General features: G+C 63.3%; 13 protein-coding genes and 1 other RNA gene. 9 read left to right on the top strand and 5 right to left on the bottom strand.

Translation table 11 applies throughout. From position 1 onward, the window contains the following. Nucleotides 1-8 precede the first annotated feature (8 nt). Complete coding sequence (locus QRM60_RS10665; RefSeq protein ID WP_011038216.1) at nucleotides 9-872, bottom strand: A24 family peptidase; 864 nt, start codon at nucleotides 870-872, stop codon at nucleotides 9-11. 6 nt (nucleotides 873-878) lie between these two features. Next, entirely contained in the window at nucleotides 879-2135 is a 1257-nt protein-coding gene (locus tag QRM60_RS10670) for a type II secretion system F family protein (RefSeq protein WP_129589289.1), read from the bottom strand. A 359-nt stretch (nucleotides 2136-2494) separates the two neighbouring features. Between QRM60_RS10670 and QRM60_RS10675 the strand changes: the two genes are divergently transcribed. From QRM60_RS10675 to QRM60_RS10690, 4 genes are all read left to right on the top strand, one after another. Continuing rightward, nucleotides 2495-2905 (top strand): pilin, encoded by a 411-nt coding sequence (locus QRM60_RS10675; RefSeq protein ID WP_274497102.1) that lies wholly within the window; start codon nucleotides 2495-2497, stop codon nucleotides 2903-2905. A gap of 74 nt (nucleotides 2906-2979) precedes the next feature. After that, on the top strand, nucleotides 2980-3387 hold the full coding sequence (locus tag QRM60_RS10680; protein ID WP_129588891.1) for a pilin: 408 nt from the start codon (nucleotides 2980-2982) through the stop codon (nucleotides 3385-3387). A 120-nt stretch (nucleotides 3388-3507) separates the two neighbouring features. Beyond that, entirely contained in the window at nucleotides 3508-5241 is a 1734-nt protein-coding gene (gene pilB, locus QRM60_RS10685) for a type IV-A pilus assembly ATPase PilB (protein ID WP_285446175.1), read from the top strand. Between the two features lie 214 nt (nucleotides 5242-5455). Then, a non-coding RNA gene (locus QRM60_RS10690) (sX9 sRNA) lies at nucleotides 5456-5527 on the top strand. A 138-nt stretch (nucleotides 5528-5665) separates the two neighbouring features. On the opposite strand, the gene QRM60_RS10695 is transcribed toward QRM60_RS10690, so the two are convergent. Next, nucleotides 5666-7060: a sigma-54 dependent transcriptional regulator gene (locus QRM60_RS10695; RefSeq protein WP_042594919.1), complete on the bottom strand. Its 1395-nt coding sequence runs from the start codon at nucleotides 7058-7060 to the stop codon at nucleotides 5666-5668. A gap of 208 nt (nucleotides 7061-7268) precedes the next feature. After that, a complete protein-coding gene (locus QRM60_RS10700) occupies nucleotides 7269-8879 on the bottom strand; it encodes a HAMP domain-containing sensor histidine kinase (RefSeq protein WP_115006667.1) in 1611 nt (536 codons plus the stop codon). A gap of 233 nt (nucleotides 8880-9112) precedes the next feature. Here QRM60_RS10700 and sucC point away from each other — a divergent pair, with 233 nt between their 5' ends. Together sucC and sucD are read left to right on the top strand one after the other, a co-directional pair. Continuing rightward, a complete protein-coding gene (gene sucC / locus QRM60_RS10705) occupies nucleotides 9113-10282 on the top strand; it encodes an ADP-forming succinate--CoA ligase subunit beta (RefSeq protein ID WP_011038209.1) in 1170 nt (389 codons plus the stop codon). A gap of 24 nt (nucleotides 10283-10306) precedes the next feature. Beyond that, nucleotides 10307-11182: a succinate--CoA ligase subunit alpha gene (gene sucD / locus QRM60_RS10710; RefSeq protein WP_011038208.1), complete on the top strand. Its 876-nt coding sequence runs from the start codon at nucleotides 10307-10309 to the stop codon at nucleotides 11180-11182. 167 nt (nucleotides 11183-11349) lie between these two features. Here the strand turns inward: sucD and QRM60_RS10715 are convergent, their stop codons facing one another. Beyond that, a complete protein-coding gene (locus tag QRM60_RS10715) occupies nucleotides 11350-12288 on the bottom strand; it encodes a LysR family transcriptional regulator (protein ID WP_274347444.1) in 939 nt (312 codons plus the stop codon). 78 nt (nucleotides 12289-12366) lie between these two features. On the opposite strand from QRM60_RS10715, the gene QRM60_RS10720 reads away from it, so the two are divergent. From QRM60_RS10720 to QRM60_RS10730, 3 genes are all read left to right on the top strand, one after another. After that, nucleotides 12367-13002 (top strand): DsbA family protein, encoded by a 636-nt coding sequence (locus tag QRM60_RS10720; RefSeq protein WP_285446176.1) that lies wholly within the window; start codon nucleotides 12367-12369, stop codon nucleotides 13000-13002. 129 nt (nucleotides 13003-13131) lie between these two features. Further along, nucleotides 13132-13953, top strand: a complete 822-nt coding sequence (locus tag QRM60_RS10725; RefSeq protein ID WP_285446177.1) for an MBL fold metallo-hydrolase — start codon at nucleotides 13132-13134, stop codon at nucleotides 13951-13953. A gap of 4 nt (nucleotides 13954-13957) precedes the next feature. Then, entirely contained in the window at nucleotides 13958-14353 is a 396-nt protein-coding gene (locus QRM60_RS10730; protein WP_285446178.1) for a nuclear transport factor 2 family protein, read from the top strand. The last annotated feature ends 100 nt before the right edge of the window (nucleotides 14354-14453 follow it).

Genomic DNA, 14453 nt, shown 5'->3' on the forward strand with positions numbered 1-14453 from the left:
TGGCTTGCTCAACGCAGGCCTGCGAAACGCAGGTAGCCGTCTACCAGGTCGTTACCCCAGAAAAACACCACCCAGCCGGCGATGGCCAGATAAGGCCCGAACGGGATCGGCGTGGCGCGGTCGCGTCCCTTGGCGAACAGCCAGATCGAACCGAGCACGGCGCCGACCAGCGAGGAGATCAGGATGATCGGCAGAATGCCCTTCAACCCGCACCACGCCCCCAGCGCAGCCAGCAGCTTGAAGTCGCCGTGGCCCATCCCTTCCTTGCCGGTGAGCTGCTTGAACAGCCACCACACCGTCCACAGCGAGACATAGCCGACCGCCGCACCCAGCAGGGCGGGCTTGGCTGGCATGTAGAGGTTGTCCATCGAACCGACCAGGCCCAGCCACATCAACGGCAGGGTCAGCTGGTCCGGCAGCAGCTTGTGGCGCAGGTCGATGCCCGACATCGCCACCAGAAAACAGCTCAGCACGATCGCGCCGAAGCCCTGCCAGCCGAAGCCGAAGCGCCAGACGCTGGCCACGCACAGGATCGAGGTTAGCAGCTCCACCAGCGGATACTGGATGGAGATCGGCTTGCCGCTGTAGCGCGATTTGCCGCGCAGCATCAGCCAGCTGAAGAGCGGAATGTTCTCCCACCACTTGAGCTTGTCGCCAGTGACCGGGTCGTGCGACGGCTCCACCACAATGCCCGGCGGCGGCGGCTCGTAGATGTCCGGCAGTTCCAGGATTTCGCGCGCATCGCGCCGCCACTGCCACTCCATACGCTTGGGCAAGCGCAGGATCACTACATTCAGGAAGCTGCCGATCAGCAGTCCCAGTCCGGCCGCGGCGGGAAAGCCGAGACCGGGATGCTGGTCGAGAAATGCCATTACGTCTTATCCAACCACCGAAGCGAGCTTGAAGATGGGCAGGTACATGCCGATGACCATGCCGCCGACGATGGTACCAATGAACACCATGATCAGGGGTTCGATCAGACTGCTAAGCGCGTCGACGGCGTTGTTGACCTCCTGCTCGAAGTATTCGGCCACCTTGAACAGCATCGCATCCAGCGCGCCGGCCTCTTCGCCGATGGCAGTCATCTGTACCACCATGTGTGGGAACAGGTTGACCTGCTTCATTGCCACGTTGACCGGGTAGCCCACGGACACGTCGTCGCGCATCCGCAATACTGCTGCTTCATAAACAGAATTGCCTGTAGCGCCAGCAACGATACTTAGGGCTTCCACCAACGGCACGCCTGCCTTGAACGTCACTGCGGTGGTACGGGCGAAGCGGGCGATGGAGCTATTGTGCATTACCTGCCCGATGATCGGCACCTTGAGGATCAAGCGATCCATACCGTGCTGCATTGAAGGTGAACGTTTGTAGGCAAAGATGAAGCCCACGACGGCTCCGATGGCGACAAATAGGATCAACCACCACCACGACACCATGAAACGCGACATGTTGACGATCATCTGCGTAAATGCCGGAAGTTCCGCGCCGAAGCCCCTGAAGACATCTTCGAATTGTGGCACGACAAAGATCAACAAGATCGCGCTGACCAGTAGCGCTACAGCGACGACCATCGCCGGGTAGAACAGCGCCTTCTTGATTTTGCCTTTCAACGCTTCGATGTTTTCTTTGTAGCTTGCAATGGTGTCGAGCACTGTCTCAAGGACACCGGCGCCTTCGCCTGCCTTGACCAAGTTTCTGTACAACTCGTCGAACTGGACGGGATGCTTGCTTACCGCCTCGTGTAGCGACGAGCCTCCCTCGATGTCAGTTCGGATCTGGCCGACCATTGTGCGCATGCGCGGATTCTTTTGGCCGCTACCAATGATCTCCAGTGCGCCGACGATAGGCACGCCCGATTTCATCATGGTTGCCATTTGCCTGCTGAAGAATGAAATATCCTTCGCTGTAATCTTCTTTCCAGCAGCGCCAAACAAGGGCTTGGGTTTCGCCTTCACTACTGTCGGCGTAATACCCTGGCGTCGTAGCTCCGCACGTAGCAAGTTAGGGTTCTTGGAAGTCTGTTCGCCCTTCATCTTCACGCCACGCTTGTCGGTCCCCTCCCAGACAAACGCGCTCATCTGTTCGACCTGCGAGGTCGGCTTGCTCTTGACTGCTCCACGCACTGCTGCCATATCAAATCCCCATCCGGCCATCCCCAGGCGGATACCGGTATGATAGTAGCCGTTTCTGTGTTGCTTGACACCCATCCCACATGATGGATCGTGCCATGCAAAGCCTCGCAGTCGACTGACCCTCTGCGTCACCTAGTGACCTGGCGAGGCCTAGTTGGCAATTGGTCGCAATTCCTTACCCTCGTCCGCTCTTGCAAGGGAAGATCCTTCATCATCTGGCCCCAGCGGACACTTTCGGCGGGGCGGGAAACTTGGCATGCATCCTGCTTGAGTGTTCCTGCACGCCGAGGTTGCCGTGCGGAGCCCAAAGGGAGTGGCCCGCGGGCAAACACTACTTTCAACAACTCTAGGGAATACCCATGAAGAAGCAGAACGGTTTTACGCTGATCGAACTGATGATTGTTATTGCGATCATTGCAATCCTGGCCGCCATCGCGCTCCCGATGTACCAGGACTACGTCGCCAAGTCGCAGGTGACTGCGGGCCTGGCTGAAATCAATCCTGGCAAGACGCAGTACGAAGTTGCACTGAACGAAGGCAAGACCACGGTCACCGGCATCGGCGATCTCGGCCTGAAGTCGCCGACCGAGCGCTGCACCATCAGCCCCATCACTGCACTGAGCGCCACCGGCACCATCGTCTGCACGCTCAAGGGCAACACCCAGGTTGTCGGTAAGACCGTCACCCTGACCCGTGCTACTGATGGCACGTGGACCTGCGCGACCAATGCTGCTGCCAAGCATGCGCCAGCAGGCTGCCCGGGCGTCTAACGGTTACTCGTGCCGCCAGAAAGGCCCCGCTACAGGCGGGGCCTTTCTATTTCTGAGCAATTAGAGGGGGCTATATGTCTGGGCAAAAAGGCTTTTCTCTAATAGAACTGATGATTGTTATAGCGATTATTGCCATATTGGCTGCTATAGCATTCCCCGCTTATCAAAGTTCAGTTGCAAAAGCGCAGCTTACCGCTGCATTAGCCGAGATAAGGCCAGGGAAAACCACGCTCGAAACAGTGGTCCAGGATGGTAGGGATCCGTCACTCGTTGATAAAAGTTACGTGGGTTTGACTGTATCCGCGAGGTGTTCCAGCGTCAGTGCGATTTTGGATTCCTCAGGGGTTGGTGAGATTAGTTGTACCCTCCAAGGATCATCCCTGGTTTCAGGGCGTGATTTAAAGTTGAAGCGTTCTGCCGCTGGTCTCTGGACCTGTGATGCTTCTGCTTTTGACCAAAAATATCGCCCTGCTGGTTGTTGAGCATGGCTGTATCGCCGCACCCATCGACTGGCCGAGGAAACTTTAATGGACTATTGGTTGCAGAAGATTTGACCAACTAGCGTAAACTAGAGCTGATATCAAAAAATATGTGAGAAGCCTATGAGCGCAGTCACTTCCGCTAACTTGGTCGGTATAACCGGCATAGCCAGACGGCTAGTTCAGGACGGTGCGTTGGAAGAGGCGACAGCGCGTGCTGCAATGGACCAGGCTACGGCAGCAAAGATTCCCCTGCCGCAATGGTTCTCTGAGAAGAAGTTGGTCACCGCATCCCAGCTCGCTGCCGCCAACGCAGTCGAGTTCGGCATGCCGCTGATGGATGTGTCGGTATTCGATGCCAGTCAGAATGCAGTCAAGCTGGTTAGTGAAGAGTTGCTCCAAAAGCATCAGGTGCTGCCGCTGTTCAAGCGCGGCAACCGGTTGTTCGTGGGGGTGAGCAACCCAACCCAGACCAGGGCGCTGGACGATATCAAGTTCCACACCAATCTGGTGGTGGAGCCGATCCTGGTCGATGAGGATCAGATCCGGCGCACCTTGGAGCAGTGGCAGGCCAGCAATGCGGCGCTCGGTTCGTCGATGGGTGACGACGACGAGGGGATGGGAGACCTAGACGTGTCCGCCGGGGACGAGGACATGGGCGCCGGCGGGGATTCTGGGGTCGATGCCAAGGGCGATGACACGCCGGTGGTGAAGTTCGTCAACAAGGTGCTGGTGGATGCGATCCGGCGGGGAGCCTCGGACATCCATTTCGAGCCGTATGAAGACGACTACCGGGTGCGGTTGCGGATCGATGGGCTGTTGAAGAACGTGGCCAAGGCGCCGGTGAAGCTCAACCAGCGTATCGCGGCGCGCCTGAAGGTGATGTCGCAGCTGGATATCGCCGAGAAGCGGGTGCCGCAGGACGGGCGCATCAAGCTCAACCTGTCCAAGACCAAGCAGATCGACTTCCGCGTGAGCACCTTGCCGACCCTGTTCGGCGAGAAGGTGGTGCTGCGTATCCTGGACGCCAGCGCGGCCAAGCTCGGTATCGAGAAGCTGGGTTACGAGGCGGACCAGCAGAAGCTGTTCCTGGACGCGATCCACAAGCCCTACGGCATGGTGCTGGTGACCGGGCCGACCGGTTCGGGCAAGACGGTGTCGCTGTATACCGCGCTCGGGATTCTCAATGACGAGACGCGCAATATTTCCACGGCCGAGGATCCGGTCGAAATCCGCCTGCCTGGCGTCAATCAGGTGCAGCAGAACGTCAAGCGGGGCATGACGTTTGCGGCGGCGTTGCGCTCGTTCCTGCGTCAGGACCCGGACATCATCATGGTCGGCGAAATCCGCGACCTGGAGACGGCCGAGATTGCGATCAAGGCAGCGCAGACGGGCCACATGGTGCTGTCGACACTGCACACCAACGATGCGCCGCAAACCATTGCGCGTCTGATGAACATGGGTATCGCGCCGTACAACATCACCTCCTCGGTGACCCTGGTCATCGCGCAGCGCTTGGCGCGGCGCTTGTGCAACAACTGCAAGCGCAAGTCGACGCTGCCGGAACATGCGCTGCTGGCGGAAGGCTTTACGCCGGAGCAGGTTGCGAACATCGAGCTCTATGAAGCGGTCGGTTGCGATGAGTGCACGGAAGGCTACAAGGGCCGTACCGGCATCTATCAGGTGATGCCGATGACGGACGAAATCGGCGCGATCGTGCTGGAAGGCGGCAATGCGATGCAGATCGCCGAGGCCGCACAGAAGATCGGTATCCGCGACCTGCGCCAGTCGGCGTTGATGAAGGCTTCGCACGGGGTGACCAGCCTGGCCGAAATCAATCGTGTGACCAAGGACTGACAGGCCGGGAATTGGGAATCGGGAGTGGGGAATCGGAAAGGCCCACTCCGGATATAGCGATTTAGCTCTTGATCTATAGGCTTGCGAGCGGGGCAGTCGCAAGGCCTTGCCGAAACGGCGCTTCCTCCTGGCGGGTAGCGCCGTTTTCTTTTAGGGCAGCTATCGAAACGCGTGCGTCGCCATAGGCGGGCGCGACCAGTGCTCGTTAGTCCTCAGGCACCCCGTGCACTCCGGTTCCTCCGTGCCGTCCGCCCCGCCTGACGGGTGCTAGCGACGTTTCGCAGCCGCTCTGAGTTGAGCACAGCAGCGCGCAAAAGATGCCGTATCCAGTAGCGATGGACGGCGGGGCCAAAACAAGCGAAACCAACCAACCCGCTTTTACGATTCCCGATTCCCGATTCCCGATTCCCGATTCCCGGCCCCTCTACTCCATCCCCAACTTCTTCAGTTTGTAGCGCAACGCACGAAACGTGATGCCGAGCTGGGCGGCGGTTTTGGTCTTGTTCCAGCGGTTTTCTTCCAACGCCTTCTGGATCGCGGCCCGTTCCAGTTGTTCGATGTAGGAGGGCAGGGCGGAGGAGGCAGGGTCGATGTCGACGACCGCTTCGCGCGGTTCAACCGCAGCGGTGCCCGGGCTGGCGGCAAGGCGGTGGCCGCCATGGGCGGGCAGGCGCAGGTCGGTGGCACTGATCTGGTCGTCTTCGGCCAGGGCAAGCGCACGTTCGAGGATGTTTTCCAGCTCGCGCACGTTGCCCGGGAATCCGTATTGGTTCAGGGCATCGAGCGCGGACTGGGTGAGCAAGGGAATCGGACGGCCATGGCTGCGGGCCAGGCGCGCAATGATCGCGGCGGCCAGTTGCGGCAGGTCGCCACTGCGCTCGCGCAGTGGTGGCACACGCAGCTCGATCACGTTGATGCGGTAATACAGGTCGTGACGAAAGCGGCCGTCGGAGACCAGGTCGCCCAGGTCCTTGTGCGTGGCCGACAGAATGCGCACGTCCACCAGCGTCTCGCCCGAGGCGCCGACCGGGCGCACCGATTTTTCCTGGATCGCGCGCAGCAGCTTGACCTGCATCTGCAGCGGCAGCTCGGCCACTTCGTCCAGAAACAGCGTGCCGCCGTGCGCGGCCTGGAACAGGCCCGGCTTGTCGGCATGCGCGCCGGTAAAGCTGCCCTTCTTATGGCCGAAGAACTCGCTCTCCATCAGCTCGGCCGGGATCGCGCCGCAGTTGACCGGAATGAACGGCCCGGCCGCGCGTGCGCCTTGCTCGTGGATGGTGCGGGCCACCAGTTCCTTGCCCACGCCGGATTCGCCGACGATGTAGACCGGCGCCTGGCTGCGCGCGACCTTGCCGATGGTGGAGCGCAGGCTCTCCATGGCGGTCGAATCGCCGAGCAGGCGGCTGGCCTGTTCCGGCGGAGGCGGTGGCGGCGCCGGCCGGTCGCGGTTGTTCAATTCCAGTGCGTGCTTGACCAGGCCGCGCAGCACGCTGATGTCCACCGGCTTGCTGACGAAGTCGAACGCGCCGGCTTTCAGCGCTTCCACCGCCAGGTCCATGCTGCCGAACGCGGTGATCATGGCCACCGGCGTCTGCGGGTATTGGCGCGCGATCTCGGTCACCAGCTCGATGCCGTTGCCGTCGGGCAACCGCATGTCGGTCAGGCACAGGTCGTACGGGTTGCTGGCCAGCAATTCGCGTGCTTCGGCCAGGTTGGCGGCGGTGCTGATGCGCAGCCCCATGCGGCCCAGGGTGAGAACAAGCAATTCGCGGATGTCACGCTCGTCATCGACGACCAGGGCACTTTTCGTTTCGTTCATGTTGCGCACGATAGCCCAGCGTGATGACAGTCGACAATTACCGGCGCTGTTGGACCTGAAGCGTCACGTGTTGCGCGTGCAAGGCCGCCATCGATGTTCGTCCCACGTTCGGCACCACAAGGCCTCGCGCGCGCGGAGATCGATGCTGATTACAAGCCGGTTGCTGCCCGGGCAGGACAGTCGGACCGCGGAGAGTCGCTCCGTTCGCCTACTTGCCGAATAGCCCATTCGGGCCCTGTAGCAGGATGCGGAAACACGCGCCGCCGCCGGGGACGGAGACGTAATCCAGTTGCGCCTGGTTGGCGCGGCACAGCTCCTGGGCGATGTACAGGCCGAGCCCGGTGCCGTGTTCGGAGGTGGTGTAGAACGGCCGGAACAGCTGCGCTGCCACGGTTTCAGGAATGCCGGGGCCACGGTCGATGACGTCGATGGCTACCATGCGCTCGCGCCGCTCCACCCGCAGCTTCACCCGTGCCGGCTCGTCCAGGACGCGGCCGTACTTGAGTGCGTTGTGCACCAGCGCGGTCAGGACCTGATGCAGGTGCTTGGGGTCGATCAAGGCATGCACCGAGGCGCCCTCGATGCTGGCTTCCAGGATGTCGGTCTCCATCGACAAGGTCTGCCGGTATTCCACGACGAATCGGCGCACGAACGCGGCCAGGTCCAGGTTTTCCGGGTTGGCGCGCTCGCGCCGGGCCAGGCCGAGCACGCTTTCGACGATGCCGTTGGTGCGCTGGCATTGCTGGTGGATGATCTGCAGCAGGCGGCGGTCGGCATCGCCGATGTCCGGCGATTCCTCCAGCAGCTGCGAGGCGTAGTTGATGGCCGCCAGCGGGTTGCGGATCTCGTGGGCCAGGCTGGCCGAGAACCGGCCCATGGCCGAGAGGGTCAGCGATTCGGCGCGCCGCGAGACCACGCTGGCATCGTCCAGGAAGATCAGCACCAGGTCGCTGTCGGCGAGCAGGCGCACGAAGCGCGGCTGCACTTCGGGGCGGTCCGCGCCCAGCTGCAGCGGGGATTCTTCCTGGCGCCAGCCGCTGCGCCAGCGCTGCAGCCGGCGCGCCAGTTCCGGGGTGAGCGCGGCCAATGCCAGGTCGGCCGGGGCGTTGCGCTGGTCGCCATCGCCGAGCAGCGCCAGCGCGGCTTCGTTAGCCAGGGTGATGCGGTTGTGGGTATCGACCACCAGCACGCCGGTGCGCATGCGGCGGATGATCAACTCGTTGATTTCGTAAAGGTTGGCGACCTGCGCGCCGCGCTGTTCGGCCAGCGCCTGGTTGCTGCGCGCGCGTGAGGCGATCTGCTGGCAGATGTAGGCCACCGCCACGTAGCTGGTGGCGAACATGGCCAGCTCGGCCACCGGGCGGGTGGTGCCGCCTTCCAGCAGCGTCCACAGGTACTCCAGCACGATCGCGATGCTGGCGACCACCGCGACACTCATGCCGTAGCGCAGCCGCAGCAGGATCGAGCCGGCCGCGACGTTGAACAGCAGCATCATCGCGATGCCGGCGCTGGCGCCGGGCAGGGCGTGCGTGGCCAGGGTCGCGGCCAGGATGTCGGCCAGCACCGCGCACAGCACGGTGGCGGTGAGGCGGCGCTCACTGCGGCCCCAGAACAGCAGCGGGATGGCCATCGACAGATAGCCGATCGCCACGCCGGCGGCCAGGCGTGGGTAGCGCGGCTCGGGGATGGCGTCGGACAACGGGCTGAACACCAGCGCGGCGATCAGGCCGGCCACCAGCACGCGGTACAGCGAGAAGAAATACAGCTCGCGCTGCGGTGCCGACTGGATCCGGTCGATGAGCGATACGCTGGATGCCACGCCTGAACCCCCTGCTGAAACGAGCCGCGAGTATAGGCAGCTGCGCCGCCCACGGCCGCTTGCGCATGCATTCACGCATTGCGCAAGCGCACAGATCTGGCTGCCAATGCCGGCGAATTTTGCGCCGCAGGGCGTGGTCGGCCACAATAGGCGGCCCGCTCGCGTCTCCCGACGTGACCGCCCCGTCGGTCTGCGTTGCGCGCAGCGGTCGTTTCCTTTTCCCACGGTGACGCATGAATTTCCACGAATACCAGTCAAAACAGCTGCTTGCCGAGTACGGCATCCCCGTCCCGGCCGGTAAGGTCGCGTCCACGCCGGACGAAGCGGTTGAAGTCGCCAATTCCTTGGGCAAGGGCCCCTGGATGGTCAAGGCGCAGATCCACGCGGGCGGCCGCGGCAAGGCTGGCGGCGTCAAGTTCTGCAAGACCACCGACGACGTGAAGGCCGCAGCAGACAAGATGCTCGGCACCAAGATGTCCACCTACCAGACCGCAGGCGTCGAGCTGCCGGTCAACCTGGTGCTGGTGACCACCGCCGGCGAGATCGTCAAGGAGCTGTACCTGTCGATCCTGGTCGACCGCGGCACCAAGACCATCACCTATATCGCCTCGTCCGAAGGCGGCGTGGAGATCGAACAGGTCGCCGCCGAGACGCCGGAGCTGATCCACTCGCTCAACGTTGATTTCGTCGAAGGCGTGCAGGGCTACCACGGCCGCGATTTCGGCTTCAAGCTCGGCCTCAACGCCAAGCAGGCCGGCCAGTTCGCCAGCATCATGGTGAACCTGTATCGCCTGTTCAACGACAAGGACCTGGCGCTGGTTGAAATCAACCCGCTGGCGATCCTGGACGACGGCAACCTGTACGCGCTGGACGGCAAGTTCGACAGCGACGACAACGCCGCATTCCGTCAGAAGGCGCTGGTCGCCATGCGCGACAAGACCCAGGAAGACGAGACCGAAGTGACTGCTTCGGAGCTGGACATCAACTACGTCACCATGGACGGCAACATCGGTTGCATGGTCAACGGCGCCGGCTTGGCCATGGCCACCATGGACGTCATCAAGCTCAACGGCGGCGAGCCGGCGAACTTCCTAGACGTGGGCGGCGGTGCCAACAAGCAGCGCGTCATCGAAGCGTTCAAGCTGATCCTGTCCTCGGACAAGGTCGAAGGCATCTTTGTCAACATCTTCGGCGGCATCGTCCGCTGCGACATGATCGCCGAAGGCATCATTGCCGCGGTCAAGGAAGTGGGCGTCAAGGTGCCGGTCGTGGTGCGCCTGGAAGGCACCAACGTGGAAGAAGGCAAGCAGCTGCTGCGTGACAGCGGCATGGCCATCATCCCGGCCGACAACATCAACGACGGCGCCAAGAAGGTCGTTGAAGCTGTCAAGAACGCTGCCTGATCCACGACACCGAAGGAACTATCCATGTCCGTTTTGATTAACAAGAACACCAAGGTGATCGTGCAGGGCTTCACCGGCCAGCAGGGCACCTTCCACGCCACTCAGATGATCGAGTACGGCACCCAGGTCGTTGGCGGCGTGACGCCGGGCAAGGGCGGCACCACGCACATCGATCTGCCGGTGTTCAACACCGTGGCCGACGCCGTGCAGAGCACCGGCGCCGACGCGTCGGTCATCTACGTGCCGCCGCCGTATGCGGCCGATGCGATCCTGGAAGCGGCTGCGGCCGGCATCAAGGTCATCGTGTGCATCACCGAAGGCATCCCGGTGCTGGACATGCTGCGTGTCAAGAACGTGCTGACCCGTTCGCATCCGGACACCGTGCTGATCGGGCCGAACTGCCCCGGCGTGATCACCCCGGGCGAGTGCAAGATCGGCATCATGCCGGGCCACATCCACAAGCCGGGCAAGATCGGCATCGTGTCGCGTTCGGGCACCCTGACCTATGAAGCGGTCAAGCAGACCACCGAAGTGGGCCTGGGCCAGAGCACCTGCATCGGGATCGGTGGCGACCCGATCAACGGCCTGAACTTCGTCGACTGCCTCAAGCTGTTCAACGAAGACCCGCAGACCGAAGGCATCATCATGGTTGGCGAGATCGGCGGCGACGCCGAGGAAGCCGGTGCCGAGTACATCAAGCAGTTCGTGAAGAAGCCGGTCGTCGGCTTCATCGCCGGTGCCTCGGCGCCGGCCGGCAAGCGCATGGGCCACGCCGGTGCGATCGCATCGGGCGGCAAGGGCACGGCCGAAGGCAAGTTCGCGGCGATGGAAGCGGCCGGCGTCAAGACCGTCCGTTCGCCGGGCGATCTGGGCGCGGCCATTGCCGCGCTGGTGAAGTAAGCACCACCTCGCGCGCGCAAGCGTGTGACTAAGAGGCCGCCTTCGGGCGGCCTTTTTTATGCGCGGATGCAGCGTTGATGTGACGCGGACTGTGGCTTGGTTAGCGCAACTACGCAACGTGATGGCGAGGCACACTGCGATCGACCAAGCGCGCTGCTGCGCGTGATTCACTGTTGCTGCAAGGTGTTCTGCTCCAGCAACAGCTCGACGAAAGCGCGCACCTTCGCCGGCCGAAAGCGTGCTGCCGGAAACACGGCGTGGATGCCGCCGGAGGGCAGCTGCCACTGCGGCAGCACGTGCAGCAGGCGACCGGCCGCCAGGTCGTCGGCCACCACATACTCGGGCAGCACCGACAGCCCGACGCCATGGCAGACCGCTTCGCGCACCGCGAGCGTGGCATCGAGCAAGACGCTCGCGTGCAGGTCCACCATCTGGTGTTCGCCGTCGGCATGGGTGAAGTGCCACTGCTGATACGTGCGCAAAGCGGTGTTGGCGACGAAGGGCAGCTGGCCAATCTCTTGTGGCGAGGCAATCACCGATAGCTGCCGCGCCATGGCGGCCGGGGCCACCAGCAGTTGCCGAAACGCGCCGATCTTGCGGGCCTGCAGCCCGCTCTCCGCCAGCCATCCAACCCGGATCGCCAGTTCGATGTGGGAACTCATCAGATCCAGGGTCTGGTCGCTCAGGACCGCGTCCACCTTGCAGGCGGGATGGCGCCGGGTGAATTCGGCGATTGCCGGCACCACGACGCGCACGCCGTAATCCAGCGGCGCGGTGAGGCGCAGCACGCCAGACAGCTCGGTTGCGGTATCGGTGAGGCTGTCGAAGGCAGCGTCCGTGGCACGCAGGATCGCCGCGCACCGCAGGTAGAACGCCTGGCCCAGTTCAGTGGTGCGGACCTTGCGCGTGGTACGCAGCAGCAGCGAGGTATGACATTCGCGCTCCAGCCGCGCCACCTGCTGGCTGACCACGGCCTTGGTGATGCCCAGCCGCTCGGCCGCAGCGGTGAATGAGCCGGTTTCCACCACCGCCACGAAGTAGGCGAGGCGGCGCAGGTTGCCCAGGCCACCGGGGCCGACCTCGACATGATTGTGTGTGCCTGACATACAGTCTGTGTAGGACGGATGGATTCAAGAGTCAACCGCCGGCCTCTAGCATGGCGTTCTCTCCTCCGGGGCGCGCACATGACCACCACCGTCTATTCCCTCTACGATCCGTTGTGCGGCTGGTGCTACGGCGCCATGCCGGCACTGGCCGCGCTGCGGGCTGCCGGCGTGAGCCTGGAATTGCTGCCATCTGGACTGTTCCTGGGCAACGGAGCGCGTGCCATGGACGACACCTTTGCCGCCTATGCGTGGACCAACGACCAGCGCATCGCGCAGCTTACCGGGCAACGCTTCACCGAGCAGTATCGGCAGCACGTGCTCGCCGATCGCCAGCAGCGCTTCGACAGCGGCCTGGCAACGCTCGCGCTCACCGCCGTGGCGCAGACCGAGCCTGCGCGCGAATTGGAGGTGCTGGATGCCATCCAGCAAGCGCGCTATGTCGATGGTAAGGACGTCACCGCAATGTCGACGCTGGCCGGCATTCTGCAGGCACTGGGCCTGCAGCGCGCCGCCGCGCAGATCGCCCAGCCCGATGCGGCACTGATCGCTGCCGCCCAGGCGCGCATCGCCACTGCGCAGTCGTTGCTGCAGGCGTTCAATGCGCGCGGTGTGCCGACATTGATCGCACAGCGGGCAGACACGCGCTGGTTGTTCGATACCCGCGAGGCGTACGGCAACCCGCAGGCATTGCTCGGTCAGCTGCGCGCTGCCTGAGGCCACACGCACGCGGTACCCGTTCCACTCTCTCACCCAAAGGACTGCGCAATGGCAACCCGACGCGATGTCATCAAAACCCTGGCCGCCGCGACTGCCGCGACGGCCTTTCTCAAAGGAACCAGCGCCATGGCTGCAACCAGCACACTGAGCTACCAGCACTTCCCGGCCGGCGAGCACGGCTTCTTCCGCGCGCCGGTGTTGATCTCCGGCGCCCGCGAGGCGGTGTTGATCGATGGCGGCTTCACCTTGCCGGACGGCAAGGCGCTGGCCGCGGCGATCCGCGCCAGTGGCAAGACCCTGACCACCATCTACATCAGCCAGAGCGACCCGGATTATTACTTCAGCCTGGCGCCCATCGCCGCGGCATTCCCGAATGCCAAGGTGCTGGCGGCGTCGGCCACGATTGCCGCGATCAAGGGCAACGTGGAGAAGAAACTGGCGACCTGGGGTCCGCAGCTCAAGGACAACGGCCCGCAGTCACTGGCCGACATCGTGATGCCGCAGGCCTTCGACGGCGCCGCGCTGACGTTGGAAGGGCATGCGCTGGAAATCGTCGACGCCGCTGGCCTGGCCAATCGCCGCTACGTGTGGGTGCCGTCACTCAAGGCGATCTTCGGCGGCGTGCTGGTGTTCTCCGGCACGCATGTGTGGACCGCCGATACCAAGGGCGCGGACGGCCGCGCGGCGTGGCGCAAGACGTTGGAGGCGATGGCGGCGCGCACGCCGGCGGTGGTCGTACCGGGCCACATGACCGTGGGTGCTCCCACCGATGCCACGGCCATTGCCTACACGCGCGATTACCTGCTGGCATTCGAGGACGAGCTTGCCAAACACACCACCAGCGCCGCGTTGATCGACGCGATGACCAAGCGCTACCCCACCGCGGGCATGGACGTGGCTTTGCAGATTGGCGCGAAGGTCGCCACCGGCGAGATGCCGTGGGGTTGATGCGATGACCACACGCCTCGACATCATTCGCGCCACCTACGAAGGCAGCACGGACGACAACGCCCGGCACTTGCGCGCCGCCTTGGCGCCCGACGCGCAGTGGACCGAAGCGGCCGGCTTCCCGTATGCCGGCACCTACGTCGGTGCCGATGCCATCTTCGCCAATGTGTTTGCGCGCCTGGCCAGCGAATGGGAGGGCTACCAGGCCAAGGTGCATACCTATCTGGCCGATGGCGATCACGTGGCGGCCTTCGGTGTGTATTCCGGCCGCTACAAAGGCACCGGCAAGCACATGCAGGCGACGTTCGCGCATCTGTATGCATTCGTCGACGGCAAGATCGTGCGCATGCAGCAGGTCGTCGACAGCGCGATCGTGCAGCAGGCCGTGCAGGCGGGCTGAGCCAGCGGCTGCGGCAGATCGACCGGCGCACAGTGCAAGGCGGTGCGCCGGTCGATCGCAGGCACCGCACGCGCAGCGCAGGCAGATGCCTGCAGGCTGT

It is taken from the genome of Xanthomonas sp. fls2-241-TYG-148 (assembly GCF_030208815.1).
Lineage (GTDB): Bacteria > Pseudomonadota > Gammaproteobacteria > Xanthomonadales > Xanthomonadaceae > Xanthomonas > Xanthomonas campestris.

Excerpts from the sequence above, each read along its gene's own strand:
- QRM60_RS10675 (WP_274497102.1), top strand. The coding sequence starts at position 2,495 with ATGAAGAAGCAGAACGGTTTTACGCTGATCGAACTGATGATTGTTATT.
- QRM60_RS10725 (WP_285446177.1), top strand. The coding sequence starts at position 13,132 with ATGGCTGCAACCAGCACACTGAGCTACCAGCACTTCCCGGCCGGCGAG.
- sucD (WP_011038208.1), top strand. The coding sequence starts at position 10,307 with ATGTCCGTTTTGATTAACAAGAACACCAAGGTGATCGTGCAGGGCTTC.
- QRM60_RS10670 (WP_129589289.1), bottom strand. The coding sequence starts at position 2,135 with ATGGCAGCAGTGCGTGGAGCAGTCAAGAGCAAGCCGACCTCGCAGGTC.
- QRM60_RS10665 (WP_011038216.1), bottom strand. The coding sequence starts at position 872 with ATGGCATTTCTCGACCAGCATCCCGGTCTCGGCTTTCCCGCCGCGGCC.
- pilB (WP_285446175.1), top strand. The coding sequence starts at position 3,508 with ATGAGCGCAGTCACTTCCGCTAACTTGGTCGGTATAACCGGCATAGCC.
- sucC (WP_011038209.1), top strand. The coding sequence starts at position 9,113 with ATGAATTTCCACGAATACCAGTCAAAACAGCTGCTTGCCGAGTACGGC.
- QRM60_RS10720 (WP_285446176.1), top strand. The coding sequence starts at position 12,367 with ATGACCACCACCGTCTATTCCCTCTACGATCCGTTGTGCGGCTGGTGC.
- QRM60_RS10715 (WP_274347444.1), bottom strand. The coding sequence starts at position 12,288 with ATGTCAGGCACACACAATCATGTCGAGGTCGGCCCCGGTGGCCTGGGC.
- QRM60_RS10730 (WP_285446178.1), top strand. The coding sequence starts at position 13,958 with ATGACCACACGCCTCGACATCATTCGCGCCACCTACGAAGGCAGCACG.
- QRM60_RS10680 (WP_129588891.1), top strand. The coding sequence starts at position 2,980 with ATGTCTGGGCAAAAAGGCTTTTCTCTAATAGAACTGATGATTGTTATA.
- QRM60_RS10695 (WP_042594919.1), bottom strand. The coding sequence starts at position 7,060 with ATGAACGAAACGAAAAGTGCCCTGGTCGTCGATGACGAGCGTGACATC.